The organism is Paenibacillus wenxiniae (assembly GCF_039822605.1).
Classification (GTDB): Bacteria; Bacillota; Bacilli; order Paenibacillales; family Paenibacillaceae; genus Saccharibacillus; species Saccharibacillus wenxiniae.
In genome coordinates this window covers 313036-335924 of sequence record NZ_JBCGUH010000001.1, presented here as the reverse complement: position 1 = coordinate 335924, position 22889 = coordinate 313036, and the positions used below count along the sequence as shown (strand labels likewise).

Sequence of the window (22889 nt, the reverse complement as noted above, 5' to 3'; positions counted from 1 at the left end):
CATCTGCCCTGTAACACGTACGGCTGGCACGGGCAGCAAGCGCCTGCCATGTCGGTATTCTCCCTTATCTGCAAAGGACTAATGGCAACAAGGAGGGGAATTTTTGGAACGCGAAGCAATTGATTCAATGGAACAACTGGCAGATCACTTTTTCCCGTCCGGGAATTGGCATATGGTAGAAGGAAAGGGCGGCATGAACAATACGACGATGTTTATCGATCATGCCTCCGAACGATACGTACTTCGTCGATACGAGACGCATCGCGAACCGGAAAAGGTACGCTATGAGCACCAGGTGCTCGCTGTGCTACCGGAGGTGCTAGACGGATTGTCGATCCCGAAGCCTGTTCGTGATTGTCACGGTGATACGATCTATGTTACTGCTGCTGGAGCGGCAGAGACGAGCAATGGACGATTGGCTGCACTTTTTCATTATATGGATGGTAGCAATCCCGAGCTGGTAACCGATGAACAGCTGATTCATTTTGGCCATACCGTAGGGCGGCTATCCGAGGCGCTGGCACAGATCGATATCGATCTGCACCCGGTATACCCACCGTATTACCGGCTGGGACAATCGTATCCGCTATGCAGTCCAGGCCGATTGGAAGCCTTTTGCGCCAATCCGCCGGAGGATTTTGCTGAGATTCGGGAGACGTTAAACCGGATCGGTGAGCGTCTTGGTGAGCAGCTTGTGCGTATTGCACGACTTGCTTCATTGCCGCATCAGCTCATTCACGGTGATTTGAACGCATCGAATATGCTGCAATCGGAAAATGGTCAGATTACAGCTATTCTTGATTTTGAATTTGTTACACGTGATTTGCGGGCGATGGAGCCTGCGGTATGCCTGTCTGATATGCTGGGCAGTATGGAATGGAGCGCCGAGGAAGAACGTCGCTGTACTGCTTTTTTGAAAGGGTATGCTTCAGTAGTGACATTAACTGAAGCTGAAGCGGTTCGTTTGCCGCTGCTCATTTTACTGCGCCGTATGGATGTGTTTATGCATTTTCTGAGTCGTTATTTTGAAGGCATCGATCAGGCGGATGTGGTCATTGCGCAGGCAAAGCGTTTGGACGAAGGCTTGAACTGGTACAAACAAAGCGGCCCTCTGCTCAAAGCAGTGAGCCGCCGTATTTTCGGATATGATGCCAATTAAATTACTGGCATCACAGCATAGCCTACAATTTCCTCAAAAATAAGATGTGGAGCATATAGAATAGCAAGCAACAATTATACTATACACTCCATAGTCCATTAAACCAGACTACGCAGCCAGCTACGGATTGCCCATCCGCGCTCGCTGCGTTTTTTGTATTTAGGCAGGGAGCGGTAGATCGTGACCGCTTCTTGAAAAGCAGCTTTTGCCGCTTGCTCACGTCCAAGTGAGCGATCCAGCTGACCGAGCATATAATAGGCACGGCAGGAGGAAGACTGAATATCACGGAAGCGCTCCAGTACATCGAGCGCTTTTTGCTCATTGTGGTGCTGTGCATAATAGCTCGCTAATCGTAAATAAGGTTCGCCATATTTGACACGAGGATTTAGTTCCAGCGCTTTAAGCATATAGTGCTCGCCGATGGATGCATCTCCTGTATGCAGCATCACAGTACCCAGATCGTCCCAGTATTCGGCAGATTCTTCATAGGCATGACCGATCTGCTCCAGCCAGCGCTTGGCTTCATTATAGTGGCGGCGTTCTAACAGCAAGCGTGCCAGCTCATAACGTGAGGACATATCGCTCGGACTGTTCGCTACCTGCCGCCGTAATGCGCGTATCCGGCTCATCCGGCGTAATGGCTTGACGGCGCTCGGAAATATACCAACAAAGCGGCGATCCAGCACATAAATAATGACCAGCAGCACGATCAGTGCTAGAAACGGGTTGCCAAGCAACCACCAGAGAATTGAGAAAATGAAAATTTTGCTCATAGGAAAAGCCTCCATTTATCATCTGTTTCATCGTACAGTTTGTAAATTTACATTAAGCGCGTTTACGGAACACTGCGCCCAATAATGCATCAAAGCTAGAGAAGATATCTTCCATCTTTGGTTCCAACATGGCGCGTCGATCCTCAGCAGCGGAGGCATCTGGAAGTTCATACAATGTATCTATCATCATCCAGCTAACCGGACAGTCTCCATCAGGCTGCTTTCTTACCGTATCAAAGCAGACGATGCCCTGTCCATCTTCCCCGATTGCAAAAGGAATATAGCCGGTATGCTGAAATATAGGCCATTGCTGGATGAGCTGCTCCAGTGCACATAATCCCTGCTCGGTGTCAAGCGAAGGGAACATGAATGAGCTACAGCCGCCGGGATATCCGTCTGTAGTTGGCAAATTGGGAAGCTGCCAATCTAGCAAATGATATGCCTGTAAAAATGCGCGGTACGGTAACGGAAATTGAAATTCATATTGTTGCTCCAACAGATCGATTTGAGCTTTGGTAATGGTAGAGGGTACAGGCTTCCAAACTGCCCAATCGTCATCCTCCAATAATGGAGCAGGAATGAATTGATTGTTGCCTTTCATATTCGCAGGAATACTATCGGCTACCGTCCAGAATAAGATACGTGAAGCTGGATCATCGTACATCGCTTGTATACGTTCACGGATATGATGAATGTACGGTTGTTCAGTTGGCATGGTCAAAATCCTTTCTATGAAGAGGTTAGGAGCATTGGATATATAAATGAGAAAAGCCGTTATTTTTTTCACTATTTTAGTCTAAATGATGTTACAATATGAGGCAAGAAACGCTCTTACATCAAAATGTTCACGTTAACATTAAAAGGCTTTTCATTCATTATTGTATTGTATGAGTGTAGTTTGGATTGGCAGGTTGCACGTTATTTCGATTCCAATGGAGGTTCATTTATGACAATGAGCAAAACTCAGCCTTTACTGCGCCATCATTTGACCGGTGAAAATGAACAAAGACGACACGATGTGATTCGGCAGCAGCCGATCAAAATATTGCAGATCGGTGAAGGGAACTTCCTGCGCGGCTTTGCAGACTGGATGATTCATGAAATGAATGCCAGCGGCAAGTACCACGGAAGTGTGGTGTTAACGCCGCCAACGCCGCGAGGTGGGACCAAGCTGGACAAGCTGGCTGAGCAGGAAGGTCTGTATACACTTGTACAGCAAGGCTTGCAAAATGGGCAAAAGGTAGAGCAGCGCCAGCTCATTTCGGTATTTCGTGACTATGTGAATCCGTATACGGATTGGGAAGCCTTTTTACAGCTTGCGGAGCTGGAGTCGCTTGATGTGGTCATTTCCAATACGACTGAAGCGGGCTTGACGTATGCCGAGATCGACTATGTGCCCGGTGAACCGATTGTGAACTATCCAGCACGTCTGACAGTCTTTTTGCATCGCCGTTTTCAGACATTTGGTGATGATCCACAGCGTGGGTTAATGATTTTGCCGTGTGAACTGATAGAAAATAACGGCGATGTGCTCAAAAGCTATGTACTGCGGTATGCGAGAGAATTTGGCTTTGGCGAGGAATTCTGTCAGTGGGTAGATGAACATCATCTATTTTTGAACAATCTAGTAGATCGGATCGTCACAGGTATGCCTCAGCAGGAAGAATATGCTCGCTTAACAGGTAAATGGGGCTATGAAGATCATTTTCTCACCTCCGCAGAGCCTTATTATATCTGGGTCATTGAAGGCGATCCTGCTCTTGATCAGCGCTTGCCCCTCCAGCAGACAGGATTAAATGTCATATGGACGCATGATCTACAGCCATATCGCCAGCGCAAGGTGCATATTTTGAACGGGGCGCATACGCTAATGATGCCGATTGGATTGCTGCATAATCGGAGTACGGTGCGTGAGTTAATGGAGGACGAGCAGCTAGGCAGCTGGGTAAAGCAAACGATTACCGAGGAAGTGATTCCAACGTTGTCTTTGCCAGCGGAACAATTACAGCGTTATGCAGAGGAAACGTATGAACGCTTTTACAATCCGTATCTGGAGCATCGCTTGCTGGACATTGCCATGAACAGTTTGAGCAAATTTCAGGCACGTATACTGCCAGTGTTGAAAACGTATACAACGAAAAATGGACAATTGCCCCAGCAGCTTGTGCGCGGTTTGTCTGCGTTACTATTATTGTATCGCGTACAACCTGTAGAGCAGGATGGAAGCATCTCATTCCAGAGCTTGACACTGGATGGTCAGCCGCTACCTATTCATGATGATGCAGAATGGCTACAGTATATGGCACAGCACTGGCAGGAAAGTCATAACACAAGCAACGCTACTGCTGCGATAGATTACAGTGTGGCGGTTCAGCGCATTCTGAGTGATACGCGCATCTGGCAGGAGGATTTGACCACAATTCCCGGACTGGTTGAGCAGGTGGCATGTAATCTACATGATATGGAGGCACAGCCGATATGAACACGATGATCCGAGATTATATAGCGATTCAAAAGCAGGACGATGTTGTGATTGCCCTGCGTGATATGGAAGCAGGCGATACATTACTGCTGGACGATGGTGACATATTGAATGTGACGGAGTCGGTACCACGTGGACATAAAATCGCTGTGCGTCAGATCGAGCTGGGGCAAGATGTACTCAAATACGGTTTTTCCATCGGGCGTGCTACACAGCTGATCCAGCCAGGACAATGGATTCACAGCCACAATTTGCATACCGGATTGTCCGGTACACTGGATTATGAATATGCACCGACTGCGGATTGGCAGCCATCCGAACTGCCAGCGCATCTGAATACATTTGACGGTTATGTGCGTCCGAATGGTGAGGTGGGGATTCGCAATGAATTGTGGATCATCAATACCGTAGGCTGCATTAACAAAATTTGTGAAGCGCTCGCTCGTATGGGACATGCTGAGCTGGCAGGTCGTGTAGATGGTGTGTATCATTTTCCGCATCCGTTTGGCTGCTCTCAGCTTGGCGATGATCTGGAATATACAAGACAATTGCTCACCTCGCTTGTGCTGCATCCGAATGCCGCAGGTGTGCTTGTGATCGGGCTAGGTTGTGAGAACAATCAGGTCGATACATTTGCCGCAGGTATTCCGGCAGAGTACAGGGACAAAATTCGTTATTTAAAAGCACAGGAAGTAGAGGATGAGCTGGAAGTAGGCATGACCTATTTGCAGGAGCTGGCTGAACTGGCAGAGCGTCAACAACGTCAGCCTGTACCGTTATCCAAACTTAAGCTTGGTTTAAAATGCGGCGGTTCCGATGGACTATCCGGTATTACCGCTAATCCGCTCGTCGGCAAAGTTGCTGATCTGCTCGTATCGGCAGGTGGTACAGCGATTTTGACGGAGGTGCCGGAAATGTTCGGCGCGGAGACGATTCTGATGAATCGAGCTGCCAGTCCGCAAGTGTTTCAAGATATGGTAGAGCTGATCAACGGCTTCAAACAATATTTTGTCGATCACGGTCAAAATATTTATGAAAACCCCTCACCAGGCAACAAAGCAGGCGGTATTACGACATTGGAGGAAAAGTCACTAGGTTGTACCCAGAAGGGCGGTCATTCTCAGGTGGTCGATGTGCAGCGTTATGGACAGCGTGTGCAGCGTACCGGATTGAACATCGTAGAGGCGCCGGGCAATGATCTTGTATCGGTGACGGCGCTATCGGCGGCAGGTGCACATATCGTACTGTTCACAACCGGACGGGGGACACCCTTTGGTGGACCTGTACCAACGGTGAAGATTGCGACTCAGTCGGAGCTGGCGAATCGCAAAAAGCACTGGATTGATTTTAATGCCGGACAATTATTAGAAGGCAGAACGATCGAGCAGGTCGGATTGGAGCTATTGGAGCGAATTGTCGATATCGCTTCCGGTCGCCTCGAAACGAACAGTGAGCGTCATGGATTCCGTGAAATCGCTATTTTTAAAGATGGTGTGATCTTGTAAAATAAAAGAGTTCCAATTAAAATATGGAAGTGAGCGAACATCTGTTACACTGTGATTGAAAAGCCAAATCTGGCGGTCGATATCGCTAACGAGACGAGCACTGGATATACGATCAATAAGAAAAAAGCGATGTTCGGCTGTATTCCGTACCCATTATCAGCATAAAAGGGCGACAACATAGTATGTGAAACGATAATCGTGCCAAGTTCATCCCGTTACGAATTTAAATTCATCAATCGAACCGGTTGATCGAATAGCTAGTTCCATATAATAATGACGTGCTGAACGACTTTATGTGTTATTTCGACTAAACATGCGTAAGATGAGCAAATTCGACAAAAATAGCGATACGTAAAATGTGTATTTCTACATTTACGTATCGCTATTTTCATGTTACAATAGGCACAGTAATGGATGGCATTATTTTACAGATAAAATAATCGTCCCATTACCAGGCACCTCAATCGAGCTACCTACCGGCTGATTATCCAGCATATTGCTCGTCTGAAGCGAACCAAGCTCGACGGTTGCCGCTTCTGCATTATGATTCAGTAAAAATAGGAAAGCTTGACCATTCTTCACCCGTCGACCGGCTTCCACACCCGCTGGCGTGTCCAGAACAGGCTCAATATTTTGCTGCTGACACAGATGCTTTAGCAGACCGGCAACAAAGTCTTCTTCGCCATCAGAAGCAATATACCAGGCTTCGCCTTGACCGAACGCATGCCGTGTTAATACGGGCATGCCCTTGTAAAAGTCTGTACCGTATTCGGCGAGCACATCGGCTCCTTCTGTATGAAGCAGATCGCAGAGCATGCCGCACTGGTAGCTGCCGCTCAGTTCACCGATCGTTTCCTTCATCTCAATGGAGTTGTGCATGGATGGAAGCAAGGCGTCGATTTCTTCCACCCAGATGCCGAGCAGCTTGCGCAGTTCGCCGGGATAGCCGCCCGTTGTGACCAGATCATGCTCGTTCACAATGCCGCTAAAGAAGGTCGTGACAAATGTACCGCCATTGTCGGTGAATTGCTCCAGCTTGGCTGCCAGACCCGGCTTGACCATGTACAGTACAGGCGCGATAACGAGCTTGTAGCCGCTCAGATCGGAATCGACTGAGACGATGTCTACCTGCACATTCCGGTTATACAATGCTTTATAATACTTATGAATTTGTTCGACGTATTGGAGTGCAACCGTTGGTCCACTCGATTTGTCGATCGCCCACCAGTTGTCCCAATCGAACAGGATCGCTACGCTTGCTTCAATACGTGAATCAAGCAGTTGATCACCCAGCTTTTGCAGCTCGTGTCCTAGCGCACTCGTTTCACGAAACACGCGTGTATTCGCGTGTCCAGCATGTTCGATCACAGCACCGTGGAACTTCTCGCAGGCACCGATCGAACGGCGAAGCTGGAAAAACATAACCGTATCAGCACCATGCGCCACAGCCTGGTAACTCCATAGCCGCATCACACCCGGACGTTTCAGTGAGTTGTACGGTTGCCAGTTTTGCTGGCTTGGCGTTTGCTCCATCAGCATGAACGGATCACCGTCTTTGAGACCGCGCATCAGATCATGGGCAAGAGCGGTGAAGCTGACCGGAGTATTCAGACCCGGATAATTGTCCCATGATACGATATCCATCTGTTTCGCCCATTTGAAGTAATCAAGTGGTTTGTAAAAGCCCATGAGATTAGTCGTAATCAACGCATCGGGAATGAGCGAACGAATCGCGTCATACTCAAGCTGATAGCATTCCAGCATGCTGTCCGAGTTGAAGCGCGTATAATCGAGCGAGATCCCTTGAAAGCTAGAACTGTTCTCGCCCCATTCCTCACTGCGATGATCCGGCACTACAATCTCATCCCAATCGTAAAAGGTGTGGCCCCAGAAAGCGGTATTCCATGCTTTGTTCACAGCATCAAGCGTGCCATAACGTTGCTTGAGCCAGACGCGGAACGCTTTCTCGCAGTTGTCGCAATAACACTCGCCGCCATACTCATTGGAAATATGCCATACGAGTATGGCAGGATGCTCCTTATAGCGTTCTGCCAGTCTACGAGCCATTTCTACAGAGTAATGACGGTAGGTTGGACTGTTTGGACAGGAATTGTGACGACCGCCAAATTTGCGCTTGCGGCCATCCTTTTCCACTCGCAAAATGTCCGGATAACGAGTTGCCATCCATGCTGGATGTGCACCCGTACTTGTAGCCAGACAAGTATAGATACCGCTTTCATAAAGGCTGTTGATATAGCCATCCAGCCATTCCAAGTGGTATGTAACTTCGTCCGGCTGATTGCGTGCCCACGAAAAAACGTTGAGCGTAGCGATATCAATGCCAGCCTGCTTGAACAGGTCCAGATCTTCAAGATGAGTTCCGTGATCCCATTGTTCCGGGTTGTAGTCGCCGCCATAAAACATTTTAGGTAGTTTATTGCTGATCAACGTTGTCACTCCTTGTATAAGAATAATTCTATACTAAACGATAACAAACCCTTGTAAAATATAAGATAATTACACTATGATATTAAAATAAGGATATAGGATGTGATTACTCATGTACGTTACCAATCCGCATCGCCGCTTTTTTAGTGAACTGAAAGACCTGCAATTACCGATTCATATGGAAAGTATAGGCGAGAATCCGGATCAGGAAAGTATTGAACGTCCGGATGGGTATCCGTGTTATCACTGGCTGCAAACGGTACGTGGAGAAGGCGAATTTACATTTGGTGGAGCGCGTTATATGGTGAAGCCAGGTTCTGGTGTATTGCTTGCTCCGCGTGATGCACATAGCTATCGTCCGGTTAGCGGCATTTGGGAGACTACGTATTTGACCTTTGGCGGCCCGCAGTCCCTTGCGCTGCTATCGACCTTTGGATTGTCGCATTCCGCTTATTATGAATGGGATCGTGATTGTGAGCTTGAATTTTTTTCGGGGAGTCTGCTCGGACAGATTCGTAGTAACCGTGATCTGTCAGGACTTGATACTAGCGCCGATCTGTACCGTTTCCTAACCCTGCTTAAAAAGCATGGACGGGTGAATAATTTGCCGTCACTATCTCATACGGTAGAGCGTCTGGCGCCGCTGATGAGCTTTATGGAGGCGCATTATGATGATCCGAATATCGGGCTGGAAGATATGGCACAGCAGGTGGGCGTGAGCGCAAGACATTTGAACACCTTATTCCGACAAACGTTTGGTATGACCGCTTATGCTTATTTCATTTTGCTTCGTTTGCGAAAGGCAAAGGAACTAATGACATTATATCCACGTATGACCATTAAAGAAGTATCCGGTCAGGTAGGCTTCCGCGATTCCAGTCATTTTGTCGCTACATTCCGCCGTTTGGAAGGCGTAACACCAGAGCAATTCCGCAATCTTTACTAGCTCAGCGCCGGATATGTGATAAATGTATCACCTATCGGCATGAACTTTTGAAGATTCATCATTGAAACGATTATCTAAAGCGCTTACAATATAAGCGATTAAAGAAATAACGAATGAGTAGCATCCTGTACCCTGGCTTTCCGGCCAGGGCATATTTTTGCAATCCTATGCTATCGTATGAATGTAAACTTGTAAGAACGAAAGTTTGTATGAATGCAAATTCGTATGGATATAAGTCGCAGTGGTTTCAGCGGTATCATACAGGTAGGCTTCCATTCAACGTTATTTCTGTCAACAGGAGATCGTCATAGGATGAAAATGGATCAATGGAGGAGTGAGAAGTACATATGGAGCAAATTTGGATTGCGGATGAACATGTTGTAGATGAGATGGGGACACGTCCGTATTTGGAACCTTATTTACTGTCTGGGGCAACTAGTGCGGTCATCGTCCTGCCTGGCGGCGGCTATGAATTTCGAGCCGATCATGAGGGTGGCCCGGTCGCACAGTGGCTCAATGAACAGGGGATTTCAGCTTTTGTATTGCACTATCGATTGACGCCGAAGCATCGCGGTACACCACTGGAAGATGGACAGGCAGCTATTCGTCATGTGCGTGCGCATGCTGCACACTATGGACTGCGTCCTGACCGGATTGGGATGCTTGGTTTTTCGGCTGGTGGTCATCTGACAGCGATGACCGGAACGGTATGCAGTGAACAGGAGGTTCTATTGCCAGATGGACGGACGGAGCGGATAAGCTCCCGTCCCGATCTGATGGTGCTCTGCTATCCGGTCATTACGATGGAAGGCTACGGCCATGAAGGTTCCAAACTAGCGCTGCTTGGTGCCGATGCTTCATCCGATCGTATGACCGCTCATAGTGCAGAGCGTCAAGTATCTGCGCATACACCACCGACATTTATCTGGCATACCGCGGATGACGAAGTCGTACCTGTGCAAAACAGCCTGCGCATGGCGCTTGCGCTGGAGCAGCATAGTATTCCATTTGAACTGCATGTGTATGAGCACGGTGGACATGGAGCCGGGCTAGCTACAGGTCATCCGTCGATGGGCAGCTGGACCGAGCGCTGTGCAGACTGGCTGCATCGTCAGGGCTGGTAATCTACACATTCGCTATGTTGAAAATAGAAATGATAGAAATATGATTAGTGGCAATTTACACAATGCCCTAATTACACATAATGTAGAGACAGAAGGGATGGATTGAAATGAAAATAGAACCTAATAACATGCTGTTAATGATCGGTGATTCGGTGACAGATTGTGGCCGCGCTCGTCCGGTAGGTGAACACTGGGCGATTGGAGATGGATATGTAGGTCTTGTGGATGCTTTGCTGAACACAGCCTACCCGGATTATAATCTGCGTGTACTCAATACAGGCACAAGCGGTGATACGGTGCGTCATCTGGAGGCACGCTGGCAGGAGGATGTGTTTGCTCACTCGCCGGACTGGGTATCCATTATGATCGGCATTAATGATGTATGGCGTCAGTTTGACCGCCCAACTGATCCAAGCCAGCATGTGTACCTGGATGAGTACGAACAGATATTGCGCAAGCTGGTGCAGGACACATTGCCAAAGGTAAAAGGTCTGATATTAATGACACCGTATTATATGAGCACAACGGTAGAAGATCCGATGCGGGCAACGATGGACATTTACGGTGAAGCAGTGAAACGCATCGCTGCCGAAACCGGTGTACCGTGCGTAGATACACAGGCCGCATTTGATCGGATCGGTGAGCATATCTATCCGGCCACACTGTCGCATGGATGGGATCATGTGCATCCGAATACGAAAGGGCATATGGTGCTGGCACGCGCCTTTTTACAGGCGATTGACTATGATTGGAATCGGAGTTAGGGCGAAGCATGTTCTGCTGGAACAGTGCAGAGGTTAGTCTGGCTTTCATTCAACTTCATCGCTTTATCTTAGCATGAATGCTATCTTCATTTCTGATCAAGCAAATCATTTATTTTATGTATGGAAATGTAGAGCGACGTATGTATAGTAAACCGTTCCAACAAGCACATGTAGCAAATCGAAATGAAATTGTTCAGGAGGCGTTACGATGAAGCAATATGAAGCAGAACTGGTATTGGATGCTCAAGCAAAGCTAGGAGAAGGACCAAGCTGGGATGAACGGACACAGGAGCTGTTATGGGTCGATATTGAAGGCTTTAAGCTGCATCGCTACAATCCGGCGACAGGCGAGGATCAGGCGATTGACGTCGGCGAGCATATCGGCGCGGTTGTACCTTATACCGAGGACGAAGTCATCGCTGCGCTGTTCAGCGGCTTCTATCGTATCCATTTGCAAACAGGTGAAAAGGTTGCCATTCATGATCCGGAAGAAGGACGCCCAGGCAACCGTTTTAACGATGGCAAATGTGATCCATATGGTCGTTTTATCGCAGGTACAATGAGCTTGAGCGATGAGAAGAAAGCCGGTGCACTGTACAGTATGGATACATCCGGTAATGTTCGCCTGCTGCTGAGCGAAGTATCCACTTCTAACGGGCTTGCATGGAGTGCCGATCGACGTCTCTTTTATTATATCGATACACCGACACTGACGATCCGTGCCTTTGACTACAATATTGAAGACGGCTCGATCGAAAATGCACGTGTGATCGCCAACATCGACGATGCAGATGGCTTCCCTGACGGTATGACAATCGATGAGGAAGGCATGCTATGGGTCGCTCGCTGGGGTGGACGACGTGTGTCTCGCATTGATCCAGCAACTGGTGAAGTCGTTGCCGAAGTACAGGTCGATGCTGACAATGTAACATCCTGCGTATTTGGTGGTGCGAATCTGGACGAGCTGTACATCACGACCGCACGCGGCGAGCGCGAGCCGAATGATGGAACGCTGGATGGTGGGGTATTCCGTGTCCGTCCAGGCGTAAAAGGTACACGGACAGTGGCGTATAATCTCGGTCAACCTGTTAACTGGTAAGCCAGGGAGCCTGCCTGATGAAGCGACGTAGTAGCTCACTTCATAGCTGGGTAATAGGAAAGGCTGAGCCAATAGATAATATTGATGATATTAATGATATGGGAAATGACACCGAAGCCTGAATGAGCTGCTTACCCGAATGAGCTGCATAGATGAGAGAACTGACGTTAACAGGACTATAGTTGCTCATTTAAAAGTTATGTACAGTTCAAAGTTATTCACTCAAGATCAGTTCGATGATCAATCCAAAAGAATATCCTGAACATAGACCGTAGTCCTGCCAAACAGGATTATGGTCTATGTTATTTGCAACAGATCGCAACGTTATTTATAGTGGGAAGTAGGATGATAAAGATAAACTATCGCTAATTGCAGATGAGGAAGTAAGTTATCTCCTATGTCTGTGCTATGACTGTGTATATATGTCTCTGCTATAATTGCATACATATCAGGCTATTTAGCAATGAAAGATGTGTAGGAATTTTTTGTCTTGGATAATATGTAGTGTACTTCTAGTAGAAAAAGTCTGAATTGAACAATAGCAATCAACGCTCCATATAACAAGATCAAGTCAACACGAAGGAGGGTACGCCTATGACGAAAATGATTCTGGAACAATCCGAACATCCATTAACCGCCGCCGATTTAGACGAACTGGAGAAACTGCATAACTGGAAATTCCCGGAGTCGTTTCGCCAGCTCTATTTGCAATACAATGGCGGTTATTTGCCGGAGAAATGGGCGGAGCAGCAAGGTATCATTTTTGGTGGCTTTCATCCGATTCGGTATGACAACGTACCAGCCGAAAAAATCTATCTGGATTTAATTGAGTTTTATCCACAATTAATTGATCTGTTTCCATTTGCCTATGATGGATTCGGACATAGCTTTGTATTATCGCTGCGCGCAGAGGATTACGGAAAGGTAAGTTTGTTCGCAATGGATGGCGAAGATTTTTATGACATTGCGGATACGTTTGATGAATTTTTGGATTTGCTAATTTTTGATGAGTAGTGAAGGCATGAACGGCGAATATGTTTTATAATAATGAAAGCTAGCTGATACTGTAGTTAGTGAATAAAAGTAACAGATGAGTATGCAATCGACCTGCTTTTTCCCATTCTTATTGTGATCGTTAACCTCATCTGATGGCATGTAGATGACGGATTGCAATATTAATTCAGGGCAAACAACGCGGAATAATAAGATACACTGCCAACAGAAGTAGAGGATTGAGCCTGTAACGAATGCTTTGCATACAGGTAGCTCTGTAATCGGACGGATTGAATAATCTGTGTGATAGCGTTTCAAGCAGGCAAGTTGGATATGATATGAGCACATCTATATTTTAAAGGATAAGAAGAATAGCAGCATGCCCAACATGAAGATGCAATCGGGCAATGGGTTTGGAGGAGGAATGGGATATGACGGGCAAACGAATCGATCAATTTATCCGTAATGAACGCGAAGCAGAATTGGCAGCCTGGGCGGATCGACTGGCTGTGCGCTTTGCGGAACGAGCGGCGAAGCATGATGCGGAAGGAACATTTCCGTTTGAAAATTTTGCCGAGTTAAAGGAAGCGGGCTATGCGAAGTTGACTGTCAGTCGTGACTATGGCGGAGAGGAACTATCGCTATATGAATGGCTGCTTGTGCAGGAACGAATCGCTCGTGGCGATGGTTCGACCGCGCTCAGCGCAGGCTGGCATGGCGGGATGATGCTGCATTTTCGCGAGGCAGACGGTTGGCCGGAGCCGACCTTTTCTGAATTTTGTAGAGACGTTGTGGCGCATGGCAATATGATTAACAAATTTGCCAGTGAACGCGGTACAGGGAGTCCGACCCGTGGGGGACGTCCAGAAACGACAGCGGTTCGTACCGATGGCGGCTGGTTACTCAATGGACGCAAAACGTACAGTACACTCAGTCCAATGCTGACAGATTTTATCGTGAGTGCTGGATTAGATGGACAGCCGGAGCTTGGCGATTTTCTCATTCGTTCTCGTGCAGGCATCGAGCTAGAGGAAACGTGGAATACGCTGGGGATGCGTGCGACAGGCAGCCATGATGTAGTGCTGCATGATGTGTTTGTACCGGATCGTCAGGTGCTGAACATATACAAACCGGGCGCACCGAAAACAGGACGAGATGACGGTGACGGCTGGCTCTTGCATATTCCAGCTTGTTATCTCGGTATCGCCTATGCGGCAAGGGATTTTGCACTTCAATATGCAGCCAGCTATACACCAAATAGCTTAAATGAACCGATTGCCACATTGCCGCATATTCGTCAATGGATCGGGCAGATCGAAAGTGAACTGCGACTGGCGCGTACACTGCTGTATGATGTCGCGGATCGCTGGGACCGTCAGCCAGAGCAACGCCAGCATATGCGTCCGGACTTTGGTCTGGTCAAATACAATGCGGTGCATCTAGCGAATCAGGTGGTGGACAAAGCGATGAAGATTGTAGGCGGCGCTGCCTTATCGAAAAATTTACCACTTGAGCGTCTGTATCGTGATGTACGTGCAGGTTTGCATAATCCACCGATGGAAGATGCGGTCATTCAAACGATGGCGCGTACCGCATTGGAAGAGTTAGACCTGTAAAAGAAGACTTTGCTTTTAGCATATAGGTAGGATACGTGAGTATATGCAAGACACGTAGTTTGATACACCGTCTGATCGACAGGGGCATCGATAGTCCCATAGAGAGGTGCATATTGCTTTATATGCTATGATCTTCCCAAAGAACGGAGGCGAATACCGATGTCTGAACGTCTGCACGACTGGCAGCAATGTAGCACAGATGAACGTTTACAAGCACTGCTTCGTATCGACTCCGCGCTGGATGTCGAAGAAATTCAGCTGTTACTCGATACAGCTCAACATGCTCAAAGTGATGATATTTTGCAGATCGAATGCTGGAAAGTGCTTGGTTTGTACAGCGAAGAACCGCATAAAGCACAGATTCGTACAGCCATTCACCAGCACTGGATGCAGGAACAGGATGAGGAATATGTACAGATCGCGATGCTGGAAGCATTGACTGCACTTCATGTGCAAACAGAGGATATTGATCTGGCGCTGTCGATTGTACAGAGTGACGAATATATTTTAATTCGTTCAGCAGCATTTTCTCTGTTACGGTTACAGCGGCATTTGCCTCAGGTACGACATGCGCTGGAACAGCTACGTGATGATCCTGATTTCGGCAATCTGGCGGTGAAGCTGTTACAAGAAAAATAGCGATAAGCTTATACGTCATTGTAGAACGATGGAGATTGCCCCTATCTACAATAATCACGGTTAGATAGCAACCGTGTACTATAGGGATACGAATGGAACTCCCTATCTTTGTATCCACAAGCTCATCAAGGAACACAAACGAAGCTAAAAACGAACTGAAGACGAATCGAAAATGTACCAAAACGAACAAAACCGCCTCTCGATGTGAGTAGGGCGGTTTTGCGCAGTTTTACTGTGGAAATCACATGCTATATGTACGACATCAACGCTATTGTGCTCCGCGTGCATCACACATATAGCCATACGTGGCATTCGTCATTAAGCGCGAATATCCAATGTGCTTCCCAGTGTAGGGTGAGGAGCTTGTTTCAGCATCTCTGCTAGTTGCTGGCCTTGTTGCTCGGCCATATCCTTGGATAGGGACAATACCTTAAGGCTAGCAGCCTGCGACACGGCACTTTGACTCATTGCGGTAGACAAAGAAGCGATATCCATGAATACATTCCTCCTTTCCTGCCTCTAAACAGGGCATATCCTTATTATCGGTGTAAAATGGCTGCTTGATAACCCATGTTTCTGAATCTCCGTTTACCCTAGCGGAAAATAGAGCATAAAAAATAGTAACTTATATTATCGAGTGTTACCGAATAAAAATAATTTTTTTGAATTTTAAGCTAATTTTTAGGTGGGTATCAGCTTTATTTCAGCTTGTGCGTTTAACATACAGACATACCCCTTTTGATATAAATATTGCCTACACCCTGCCTCGATCCCAGGCAGGGCCTTTTTTTTGTATCCAGATGCATATACAGGTGCATTGGCTGCTGGTGATGATCAGATAGTGTTTATGACTTTCGTTGTGAATGTATTTGTTGTGTTGTGAGTGTATTTGTTATAAGGATAAAGGAAATAAAATCATATTGGTTATATGAAGAATTTACAATCGCACTAAATTTAATCCAAAATTTAACATAAAAAGAGTTAAGTTTTACATTCTTTCGCTTAAAATGGTATTAGATTCCAGTTGCGCACAATATACAGCGAATAAGTTTATGCTGACTTGCTGTGTATCCAGTGAACGGCGGAATCTACATCCTTTTAGGAAGAGAGTTGATTGTATTGAAACGAATGAAAAAGCTAGGCATGATGTTGATGATGCTGGTGGTGTTATTAACGACACCAGCGCTGCTACAGGGTGAAAATAATCTGAGTCAGGCTTATGCGGCAGCAACGTATGATTACACTTTGACCTTCCCATCCAGCCGCTATCCAGAAACCGCTTCGCATATTCGTGATGCGATTGCAGACGGTCACTCTGCTGTATGCACGATTGATCGTTCCGGTGCAGACGAGCGCCGTGAGGAATCGCTTAAAGGCGTACCGACCAAAAGCGGCTATGATCGTGATGAATGGCCAATGGCTATGTGTCTGGAAGGCGGCGCAGGCGCAGATATCCGTTACATAACACCATCGGATAACCGGGGCGCAGGCTCCTGGGTTGGCAATCAGCTGACCAAATATCCAGATGGTACCCGAGTTAAATTTATCGTGAACTAAAGGTTACATGCTCTAATTCGCATATTCGCGTTCATAAAACGGAATATACAAGTACAACACCCGATCCGTACAATATAGGATCGGGTGTTATATGTTTTCCAGCGATAATCTGCGATTCAGCATCTCGATCTACTAGGCTGTGTACGCTCCAGTAAAACAGTTTGCGTCCACACCCTACAAAGATGCTCATCTACTACCCCAATCGCATACTGCTACTGAAAGTTATAGGCATCATGAGTTGACCGCAACTCATCGTTCTTTCTTAACACGTTCAAAAAGCATGACGGGTTACCGTAAATTGAAAGACAACGCCAAATGGATCGCGTACCGCGGCATAACCGCTACTAAATGAATTAGGCCCAAATGGAACAATAATCGTACAACGCGGGTCGGCAGTCAATTTAGTATATAGCGCCTCCATCTCTTCATGCTGGCGCGATTGCAAGCAGAGGGAGAAGGAGTTACCGTGTTGCCATGTTTGCTCGATATCCGCAGGTTCTTCCGCAATCATCCATTTGCCACTTCCTAGCTCTAATACGGAATGCGTAATATAGTTTTCCTGTCCAGGCTGTACGTGAAAGCTGTCGTCTATAGCCGCCAACTGCGCATAAGTGACTTTCAATCGGACAGTAGCCCCAAGCTGCTCATAAAAGGCTATCGCTTCAGCAGCCTTACCATTGAGCGAGAGAAAAGGAATCACTTCGGTTTGCGTGATTTGGCTCGTTTCCTGTTTTGTAACCTGCGAATGTACATGCTCCGGGTGCACTTGTGCGGTCGTTTTCGTAGTAGATGTCGTTTGATTGCTATTCATATTCGTCGCCTCCTATAATGTGATACAGTAATAGCATAGAACGATAAGGTGTCAAAATATGGCACCTTTAAAATAGCAATATACAAAGATGAAAAGGAGATTGGTATGAAAAAGGCGGAACGCTTGCAGCAGATACAGCGCTATGTGTACCGGCAACGCCGTTTTACGCTCGCTGAGCTAATGCAGCAATTTGGTATTTCACGGCGTACAGCTATTCGTGATGTAGAGGCATTGGAGGAAATCGGCGTGCCATTGTATGCCGAGCATGGGCGATATGGCGGCTATCGGGTGCTGGATACGGCGACATTGCCGCCTATTTCATTTACAGCACGGGAAGTGCTGGCGCTATACTTTTCCATGCAGGCGCTGGAAAGCTTTTCGGGTGCTGCGTTTGGTGTGTCATTCGGTTCGATTAATGCCAAATTTCTTGATATCGTATCTCCATCCCAGCAGACGCAAATTGAACAGTTTCGCGATCGGGTTGCCTTTTATCATCATATGGAGGCTGAGCCAGGCGCATGTCTGGAAGAACTGTTGCTTGCAGCAGCGGATCAGCGAGTCGTACAGATTAGCTACCATTCCGGTCATCGTGCAAGCGAGCGGCGTATACAGCCATTTGCTGTCTATGTGATGGACGGTTACTGGTATTGCCGTAGCTATGATATGGATAAGGAGCAGTATCGTGTGTTTCGCTGTGATCGGATTCTGTCGATCAGTAGGATGGAAGAGCAAACAGGGGAGATTTTTGCCGATATGGATTTGCATTCTGCCCCCACATTGCGTCAGCCTACGAGCGAGGCGATTCGCTTTCACTGTACATTGCCGGAGCTGACAGATGAACGACGTCTTCGGGCACGCTTATTGCCTTCGATGCAGCTAGAACATACAGAGCAGGGGTGGCAACTTGCAGGGAGCTATGAGCCGGAGGAGAAGGGGTTTATACTTGTGTATTTGACCAGCCTGGGAACCGTATTGTCGAAGGTAGAACCGATGGAGTTAAAAAATGGATTAATGGCACACTATCGCAAATTAATGGAACGAATCTGAGCGATATATAGGCGGCGCAACAATATAATACCTTATAGATAGAGTAAAATAAACGAACGTTCAAAATAGAATAGCACTGACAAAAAATAAGATCAGCTGGAGATGATCCAAGTGAAATGGAATCAATCTCTGGCTGATCTTATTTATGACAATTCATGTCTTGTTATGAAAAGGAGCTGATTTTATAGATCGCTCGTTATCTTTTAATTTCAAACCAATGCGCAAATGCCGATTGAATGGTACTAGCATTCAGCGCGCACGTTCCTCTATATTCAACAGACACTCATGTAACTTCGACTTATTCCCGTTAGTTAGACTCCGCAGTACCGGAATTGACTGCATTGCGATTCGGAGCCTGCGGTTTCACACGTAAAGACAGCAGGAAACATAGCGTCAACACAATCGCTGCCATCATATACGGATAATTCACATCCCAATCGAACAGCGCACCTGCTACGATCGGACCTGCGATATTGCCAAGACTTGTATAAGCAGAGTTCAAACCGGCAACATAACCCTGTTCATGTCCTGCTTGCTGGGAAAGCTGGGTACCGATCGCTGGACGCAAAATGTCCATCGCCAGAAATACCGCAAATGTTACTACAAAGATTAGGAAGTACGTGTGAACGAGCAATGTTAATACGATAAAGAGGGCAGAGGCGATCAAACAGACGATAATAAGCTTTTGTCCACCAAAGCGATTGATCATCCAGCCGAAAATCGTTGCCTGCACAACCGCGCCAGCAATCGAGCCAAATGTAATAATGATTGCGATATCTTTTGCCGTAAAGCCGAATTTATGATCGACGAACAGCGAGAATACCGTTTCATAATTCGCCAGACCAAATGAAGCGACAAATACGATAATCAGACTAAGAAAATAAGGTTTACGATACGATTGCAAGAGCTGACGTATCAGACTATCACCCTGTGCATGGCTGGTAGTTAATGCTGCACGGCGCTCCGGCGATAACGATTCAGGCAGCAATAGCAGCGTGGCAATCGCAGCGACCAGACCGGCAATTGCGGCCGCATAAAAAGGTACACGGATGCCATACTCTGCGAGCAAGCCGCCAATCCCTGGCCCGATAATAAAGCCGGTCGTGATCGCAGCGTTGATAAAGCCCATCGCTGAGCCGCGTTCTTCATCCGAAGTGATATCCGCAGCATATGCCATAACCGATGGCATAATCAGTGCCGCGCCCAGACCGCCAATAGCACGCGATACGAATAGCAATGTCGGTGAATACGCAATCGCAAACAACCACTCGGATACGGCAAACACAAGCATACCGGTAATAATAAGCTTTTTTCGCCCAATGCGGTCAGATAAACGACCACTATAAGGGGAAAAGATCAGCTGGCTAATCGAAAAGGCTGCAACCATCAAGCCAAGCACACTGCCGCCGATATGCAGCTCATTCATATACGTTGGCATAATAGGAATGACCAACCCGATTCCGGTAAACACAAGAAAAATATTAAACATAAGCAGCAATAGCGCTGCTCGATTACGCATTAATAGTGACATGATTTCCTCCGTAAAATAACTGCGTGTCATGCAAGACACGAGCCGAATCACCTGAAACAATTGGATTGGATACAATACATACTGAACATTCGGTCAGTAAAAAGGAATTAAAATACCGGATCGTCAGCAGAGCTAGTCATTAGCTAAGACTGCTGTTTTCCGGTGACAATGCCATGCAAAAAAGTCTCGATCGCAAATTGATAATGGTTCAGCACCTGTTCCAGCGGCAGATTGCGACAGACACGGCTCATACCGACAAAAATGCCTTCCAGCACAAGCGCTTTTTGCTCGATCTGTTCACTACTGAATTCACCCTCATCGACGCCTTCCTGAATGAGCTGGCGATTGAACAGCAGATGTTCCTGCATCATCGTATTCATTTTTTCCTCGATCTCGTTTTTTTGCTCATCATTGCTAAAAAATTCATCGGCTGCACGGGTCAATGGATGGTTCAGATCCTCGCGTACAATTTGCTCGGCGAGTCCATACATTTTGGCAGTAGCGGTAGCATAAGAAGGTAGACGTGCCTGCCATTTATCCAGCCAGTCACGATCCCATTCATGTAGCAGGTAGGAGAATAGACCTTCTTTACTTTTAAAATGGTAATAAATATTTCCTTTGCTACTGCCTGTAGCGGCAACGATATCTTCAATGGACGTCGCTTTATAGCCTTTTTGTACGAATAGACTGCGTGCGGCTTCGCTTATTTTTTTACGTGTTTGCTCACTTTGAACTTGCTTTTTGTTCATTGTCTCACCTCAACATTTTCGATACTGAACGTTTGTTCAGTATTGTAGCAGATGGCTGTTGGAAAAGGCAAGCAGAACGTAATATGATTTTGCAACGACCGCCTGATATGATACGATAACGTCGTGTATTTGCTTGGTGGGTAGCGCCCTGACGGGTAATGAACATCAAGCGTAAAGGTGAGATTGTAGATGCAGCGTCGCGACGTTTGCGATGACATCACAAGCTGACCGGACTTATCGGAGCGGACAGCTACGGAATGATACGCATGAATCGTAAAGAGCCTACCATCATCAAACGATACAACGATACGATCAGCGATAATCAGTACGCTGTCTTACATTATATACAGAGGGTGAATCGAACGGAATGAGAGTAATTTCTGGAAGTGCCAAAGGAAGACCGCTCAAAGCGGTGCCAGGTAACGGAACCCGTCCAACGACGGATAAAGTCAAAGAGGCGATGTTTAGCATTATTGGTCCTTATTTTGATGGGGGACAGGTGCTGGATTTGTTTGCTGGAACAGGTGGACTCGGTATTGAAGCACTAAGCCGTGGGATGGAACATGGCGTATTTATCGATATGGAATACAAAAGTATTGAAATCATCAAAGCCAATGTGCAATCGGCCAAACTGACCGAGCAAGCGGAGATTTATCGTAATGAAGCAGGACGTGCGCTTAAAGTATTGCAAAAGCGCGGCACTGCTTTTGATCTTGTATTTCTTGATCCACCTTACCGCATGAAAAACGGGATCGAGCTGATGCAGGATATGCATGAGCGCGGCTTATTGAAGCAGGATGCGACAATCGTGCTTGAATTTGAAACGGGTCATCCGTATCCAACAGAGTGTGATCATTTCGTCGGCGTTCGGCAGGCGGAGTATGGGGAGACTACGTTGTACATTTATCGTTACGCACCGGACAGCACCTCAACATTAGAAGAACAAGGATCTCATGCACAGGAAACACAACACGAAGTACAGCAGGGAGGAACGTTAGATGAATAACGAACCAGGCAAGCCGATCCAGTTCGTCGAAAACGGAGGCAGGCGGATCGCTGTCTATCCGGGCAGCTTCGATCCGGTAACGATGGGACATCTGGACATTATCCATCGTGCGGCACGTCAGTTCGATACACTTGTCGTGGCTGTGCTAAACAATATGAGCAAAAAGCCATTGTTTAGCGTGGAAGAACGTGTAGAGCAGCTCAAGCAGGTAACGGCTGATTTGCCCAATGTAGAAATCGACAGCTTCCGTGACTTGCTGGCAAACTATATTCGTGAGCGTGAAGCCCATGTGATTGTACGCGGCATTCGTTCGGTAACGGATTTTGAATATGAGCTACAGATGGCTTCAATCAACCGTGAACTGAATCCGGATGCAGAGACGATTTTTATGATGACGAATCCACGCTATTCATACCTCAGTTCCAGTATGGTCAAGGAGATTGCCCGTTTTGACGGACATGTCTCCGATTTTGTGCCACCACTGATCGAGCAACAATTAAAGCTCAAATTTGGAGCGGCATCCGATTTATAATGATGAGTCAATCATAGCAGATGGCGAAAGTAGATTTGCTGCGCAGGTCATGGGATAATAGACGGACAGATAGGTCGTTATCGACATCGTTCTGGCTGTTCGTTTCCA

21 protein-coding genes are annotated in these 22889 nt (G+C 46.9%); 14 read left to right on the top strand and 7 right to left on the bottom strand.

Annotated elements, in window-relative coordinates:
* The first annotated feature begins 103 nt into the window (after positions 1 to 103).
* Positions 104 to 1159 (top strand): phosphotransferase, encoded by a 1056-nt coding sequence (locus AAHF22_RS01455; protein WP_347323187.1) that lies wholly within the window; start codon positions 104 to 106, stop codon positions 1157 to 1159.
* A 98-nt stretch (positions 1160 to 1257) separates the two neighbouring features.
* Here AAHF22_RS01455 and AAHF22_RS01450 read toward each other — a convergent pair whose 3' ends face one another.
* On the bottom strand, positions 1258 to 1932 hold the full coding sequence (locus tag AAHF22_RS01450; RefSeq protein ID WP_347323186.1) for a tetratricopeptide repeat protein: 675 nt from the start codon (positions 1930 to 1932) through the stop codon (positions 1258 to 1260).
* Positions 1933 to 1984: 52 nt separating this feature from the next.
* Positions 1985 to 2647, bottom strand: a complete 663-nt coding sequence (locus AAHF22_RS01445) for an SMI1/KNR4 family protein (protein ID WP_347323185.1) — start codon at positions 2645 to 2647, stop codon at positions 1985 to 1987.
* Positions 2648 to 2878: 231 nt separating this feature from the next.
* Between AAHF22_RS01445 and AAHF22_RS01440 the strand changes: the two genes are divergently transcribed.
* On the top strand, positions 2879 to 4414 hold the full coding sequence (locus AAHF22_RS01440) for a tagaturonate reductase (RefSeq protein ID WP_347323184.1): 1536 nt from the start codon (positions 2879 to 2881) through the stop codon (positions 4412 to 4414).
* The gene (locus AAHF22_RS01435; RefSeq protein ID WP_347323183.1) at positions 4411 to 5919 is read left to right on the top strand and encodes a UxaA family hydrolase; all 1509 of its coding nucleotides are present in this window, start codon (positions 4411 to 4413) and stop codon (positions 5917 to 5919) included. The genes AAHF22_RS01440 and AAHF22_RS01435 overlap by 4 nt, the downstream gene beginning before the upstream one ends.
* A gap of 420 nt (positions 5920 to 6339) precedes the next feature.
* Here the strand turns inward: AAHF22_RS01435 and AAHF22_RS01430 are convergent, their stop codons facing one another.
* A complete protein-coding gene (locus tag AAHF22_RS01430; protein WP_347323182.1) occupies positions 6340 to 8367 on the bottom strand; it encodes a beta-galactosidase in 2028 nt (675 codons plus the stop codon).
* Positions 8368 to 8479: 112 nt separating this feature from the next.
* Here AAHF22_RS01430 and AAHF22_RS01425 point away from each other — a divergent pair, with 112 nt between their 5' ends.
* From AAHF22_RS01425 to AAHF22_RS01395, 7 genes are all read left to right on the top strand, one after another.
* On the top strand, positions 8480 to 9313 hold the full coding sequence (locus AAHF22_RS01425; RefSeq protein ID WP_347323181.1) for an AraC family transcriptional regulator: 834 nt from the start codon (positions 8480 to 8482) through the stop codon (positions 9311 to 9313).
* Positions 9314 to 9660: 347 nt separating this feature from the next.
* Positions 9661 to 10437, top strand: a complete 777-nt coding sequence (locus tag AAHF22_RS01420) for an alpha/beta hydrolase (protein ID WP_347323180.1) — start codon at positions 9661 to 9663, stop codon at positions 10435 to 10437.
* 107 nt (positions 10438 to 10544) lie between these two features.
* Positions 10545 to 11201, top strand: a complete 657-nt coding sequence (locus AAHF22_RS01415) for an SGNH/GDSL hydrolase family protein (protein ID WP_347323179.1) — start codon at positions 10545 to 10547, stop codon at positions 11199 to 11201.
* 208 nt (positions 11202 to 11409) lie between these two features.
* Positions 11410 to 12300, top strand: a complete 891-nt coding sequence (locus AAHF22_RS01410) for an SMP-30/gluconolactonase/LRE family protein (protein ID WP_347323178.1) — start codon at positions 11410 to 11412, stop codon at positions 12298 to 12300.
* 594 nt (positions 12301 to 12894) lie between these two features.
* The gene (locus tag AAHF22_RS01405; RefSeq protein WP_347323177.1) at positions 12895 to 13314 is read left to right on the top strand and encodes an SMI1/KNR4 family protein; all 420 of its coding nucleotides are present in this window, start codon (positions 12895 to 12897) and stop codon (positions 13312 to 13314) included.
* A gap of 410 nt (positions 13315 to 13724) precedes the next feature.
* Positions 13725 to 14909 (top strand): acyl-CoA dehydrogenase family protein, encoded by a 1185-nt coding sequence (locus AAHF22_RS01400; RefSeq protein WP_347323176.1) that lies wholly within the window; start codon positions 13725 to 13727, stop codon positions 14907 to 14909.
* A 159-nt stretch (positions 14910 to 15068) separates the two neighbouring features.
* Positions 15069 to 15548 (top strand): hypothetical protein, encoded by a 480-nt coding sequence (locus AAHF22_RS01395; RefSeq protein ID WP_347323175.1) that lies wholly within the window; start codon positions 15069 to 15071, stop codon positions 15546 to 15548.
* A gap of 318 nt (positions 15549 to 15866) precedes the next feature.
* On the opposite strand, the gene AAHF22_RS01390 is transcribed toward AAHF22_RS01395, so the two are convergent.
* On the bottom strand, positions 15867 to 16043 hold the full coding sequence (locus AAHF22_RS01390) for a YjfB family protein (protein WP_347323174.1): 177 nt from the start codon (positions 16041 to 16043) through the stop codon (positions 15867 to 15869).
* 660 nt (positions 16044 to 16703) lie between these two features.
* Here AAHF22_RS01390 and AAHF22_RS01385 point away from each other — a divergent pair.
* On the top strand, positions 16704 to 17105 hold the full coding sequence (locus tag AAHF22_RS01385; protein WP_371834005.1) for a NucA/NucB deoxyribonuclease domain-containing protein: 402 nt from the start codon (positions 16704 to 16706) through the stop codon (positions 17103 to 17105).
* Positions 17106 to 17376: 271 nt separating this feature from the next.
* Here the strand turns inward: AAHF22_RS01385 and AAHF22_RS01380 are convergent, their stop codons facing one another.
* Positions 17377 to 17916 carry a VOC family protein gene (locus AAHF22_RS01380; protein ID WP_347323173.1) on the bottom strand — a complete coding sequence of 180 codons (540 nt, stop codon included), beginning with the start codon at positions 17914 to 17916 and terminating at the stop codon, positions 17377 to 17379.
* Between the two features lie 105 nt (positions 17917 to 18021).
* On the opposite strand from AAHF22_RS01380, the gene AAHF22_RS01375 reads away from it, so the two are divergent.
* Positions 18022 to 18963 (top strand): helix-turn-helix transcriptional regulator, encoded by a 942-nt coding sequence (locus tag AAHF22_RS01375; protein WP_347323172.1) that lies wholly within the window; start codon positions 18022 to 18024, stop codon positions 18961 to 18963.
* Between the two features lie 307 nt (positions 18964 to 19270).
* On the opposite strand, the gene AAHF22_RS01370 is transcribed toward AAHF22_RS01375, so the two are convergent.
* Together AAHF22_RS01370 and AAHF22_RS01365 are read right to left on the bottom strand one after the other, a co-directional pair.
* Complete coding sequence (locus AAHF22_RS01370) at positions 19271 to 20494, bottom strand: MFS transporter (RefSeq protein WP_347323171.1); 1224 nt, start codon at positions 20492 to 20494, stop codon at positions 19271 to 19273.
* Between the two features lie 143 nt (positions 20495 to 20637).
* Positions 20638 to 21243, bottom strand: coding sequence for a TetR/AcrR family transcriptional regulator (locus tag AAHF22_RS01365; RefSeq protein ID WP_347323170.1), 606 nt, complete (start codon positions 21241 to 21243; stop codon positions 20638 to 20640).
* A gap of 367 nt (positions 21244 to 21610) precedes the next feature.
* On the opposite strand from AAHF22_RS01365, the gene rsmD reads away from it, so the two are divergent.
* Together rsmD and coaD are read left to right on the top strand one after the other, a co-directional pair.
* Positions 21611 to 22249, top strand: a complete 639-nt coding sequence (rsmD, locus tag AAHF22_RS01360; RefSeq protein WP_347323169.1) for a 16S rRNA (guanine(966)-N(2))-methyltransferase RsmD — start codon at positions 21611 to 21613, stop codon at positions 22247 to 22249.
* Positions 22242 to 22781, top strand: a complete 540-nt coding sequence (gene coaD / locus AAHF22_RS01355) for a pantetheine-phosphate adenylyltransferase (protein ID WP_347323168.1) — start codon at positions 22242 to 22244, stop codon at positions 22779 to 22781. The genes rsmD and coaD overlap by 8 nt, the downstream gene beginning before the upstream one ends.
* The last annotated feature ends 108 nt before the right edge of the window (positions 22782 to 22889 follow it).

What these genes read in the sequence shown, in the direction of transcription:
- AAHF22_RS01395 (WP_347323175.1), top strand. Translation starts at nt 15,069, where the DNA reads ATGTCTGAACGTCTGCACGACTGGCAGCAATGTAGCACAGATGAACGT.
- AAHF22_RS01445 (WP_347323185.1), bottom strand. Translation starts at nt 2,647, where the DNA reads ATGCCAACTGAACAACCGTACATTCATCATATCCGTGAACGTATACAA.
- AAHF22_RS01365 (WP_347323170.1), bottom strand. Translation starts at nt 21,243, where the DNA reads ATGAACAAAAAGCAAGTTCAAAGTGAGCAAACACGTAAAAAAATAAGC.
- AAHF22_RS01420 (WP_347323180.1), top strand. Translation starts at nt 9,661, where the DNA reads ATGGAGCAAATTTGGATTGCGGATGAACATGTTGTAGATGAGATGGGG.
- AAHF22_RS01370 (WP_347323171.1), bottom strand. Translation starts at nt 20,494, where the DNA reads ATGTCACTATTAATGCGTAATCGAGCAGCGCTATTGCTGCTTATGTTT.
- AAHF22_RS01380 (WP_347323173.1), bottom strand. Translation starts at nt 17,916, where the DNA reads ATGAATAGCAATCAAACGACATCTACTACGAAAACGACCGCACAAGTG.
- AAHF22_RS01400 (WP_347323176.1), top strand. Translation starts at nt 13,725, where the DNA reads ATGACGGGCAAACGAATCGATCAATTTATCCGTAATGAACGCGAAGCA.
- AAHF22_RS01450 (WP_347323186.1), bottom strand. Translation starts at nt 1,932, where the DNA reads ATGAGCAAAATTTTCATTTTCTCAATTCTCTGGTGGTTGCTTGGCAAC.
- AAHF22_RS01410 (WP_347323178.1), top strand. Translation starts at nt 11,410, where the DNA reads ATGAAGCAATATGAAGCAGAACTGGTATTGGATGCTCAAGCAAAGCTA.
- AAHF22_RS01405 (WP_347323177.1), top strand. Translation starts at nt 12,895, where the DNA reads ATGACGAAAATGATTCTGGAACAATCCGAACATCCATTAACCGCCGCC.
- AAHF22_RS01435 (WP_347323183.1), top strand. Translation starts at nt 4,411, where the DNA reads ATGAACACGATGATCCGAGATTATATAGCGATTCAAAAGCAGGACGAT.
- rsmD (WP_347323169.1), top strand. Translation starts at nt 21,611, where the DNA reads ATGAGAGTAATTTCTGGAAGTGCCAAAGGAAGACCGCTCAAAGCGGTG.
- AAHF22_RS01440 (WP_347323184.1), top strand. Translation starts at nt 2,879, where the DNA reads ATGACAATGAGCAAAACTCAGCCTTTACTGCGCCATCATTTGACCGGT.
- AAHF22_RS01385 (WP_371834005.1), top strand. Translation starts at nt 16,704, where the DNA reads ATGCTGGTGGTGTTATTAACGACACCAGCGCTGCTACAGGGTGAAAAT.
- coaD (WP_347323168.1), top strand. Translation starts at nt 22,242, where the DNA reads ATGAATAACGAACCAGGCAAGCCGATCCAGTTCGTCGAAAACGGAGGC.
- AAHF22_RS01425 (WP_347323181.1), top strand. Translation starts at nt 8,480, where the DNA reads ATGTACGTTACCAATCCGCATCGCCGCTTTTTTAGTGAACTGAAAGAC.
- AAHF22_RS01415 (WP_347323179.1), top strand. Translation starts at nt 10,545, where the DNA reads ATGAAAATAGAACCTAATAACATGCTGTTAATGATCGGTGATTCGGTG.
- AAHF22_RS01375 (WP_347323172.1), top strand. Translation starts at nt 18,022, where the DNA reads ATGAAAAAGGCGGAACGCTTGCAGCAGATACAGCGCTATGTGTACCGG.
- AAHF22_RS01390 (WP_347323174.1), bottom strand. Translation starts at nt 16,043, where the DNA reads ATGGATATCGCTTCTTTGTCTACCGCAATGAGTCAAAGTGCCGTGTCG.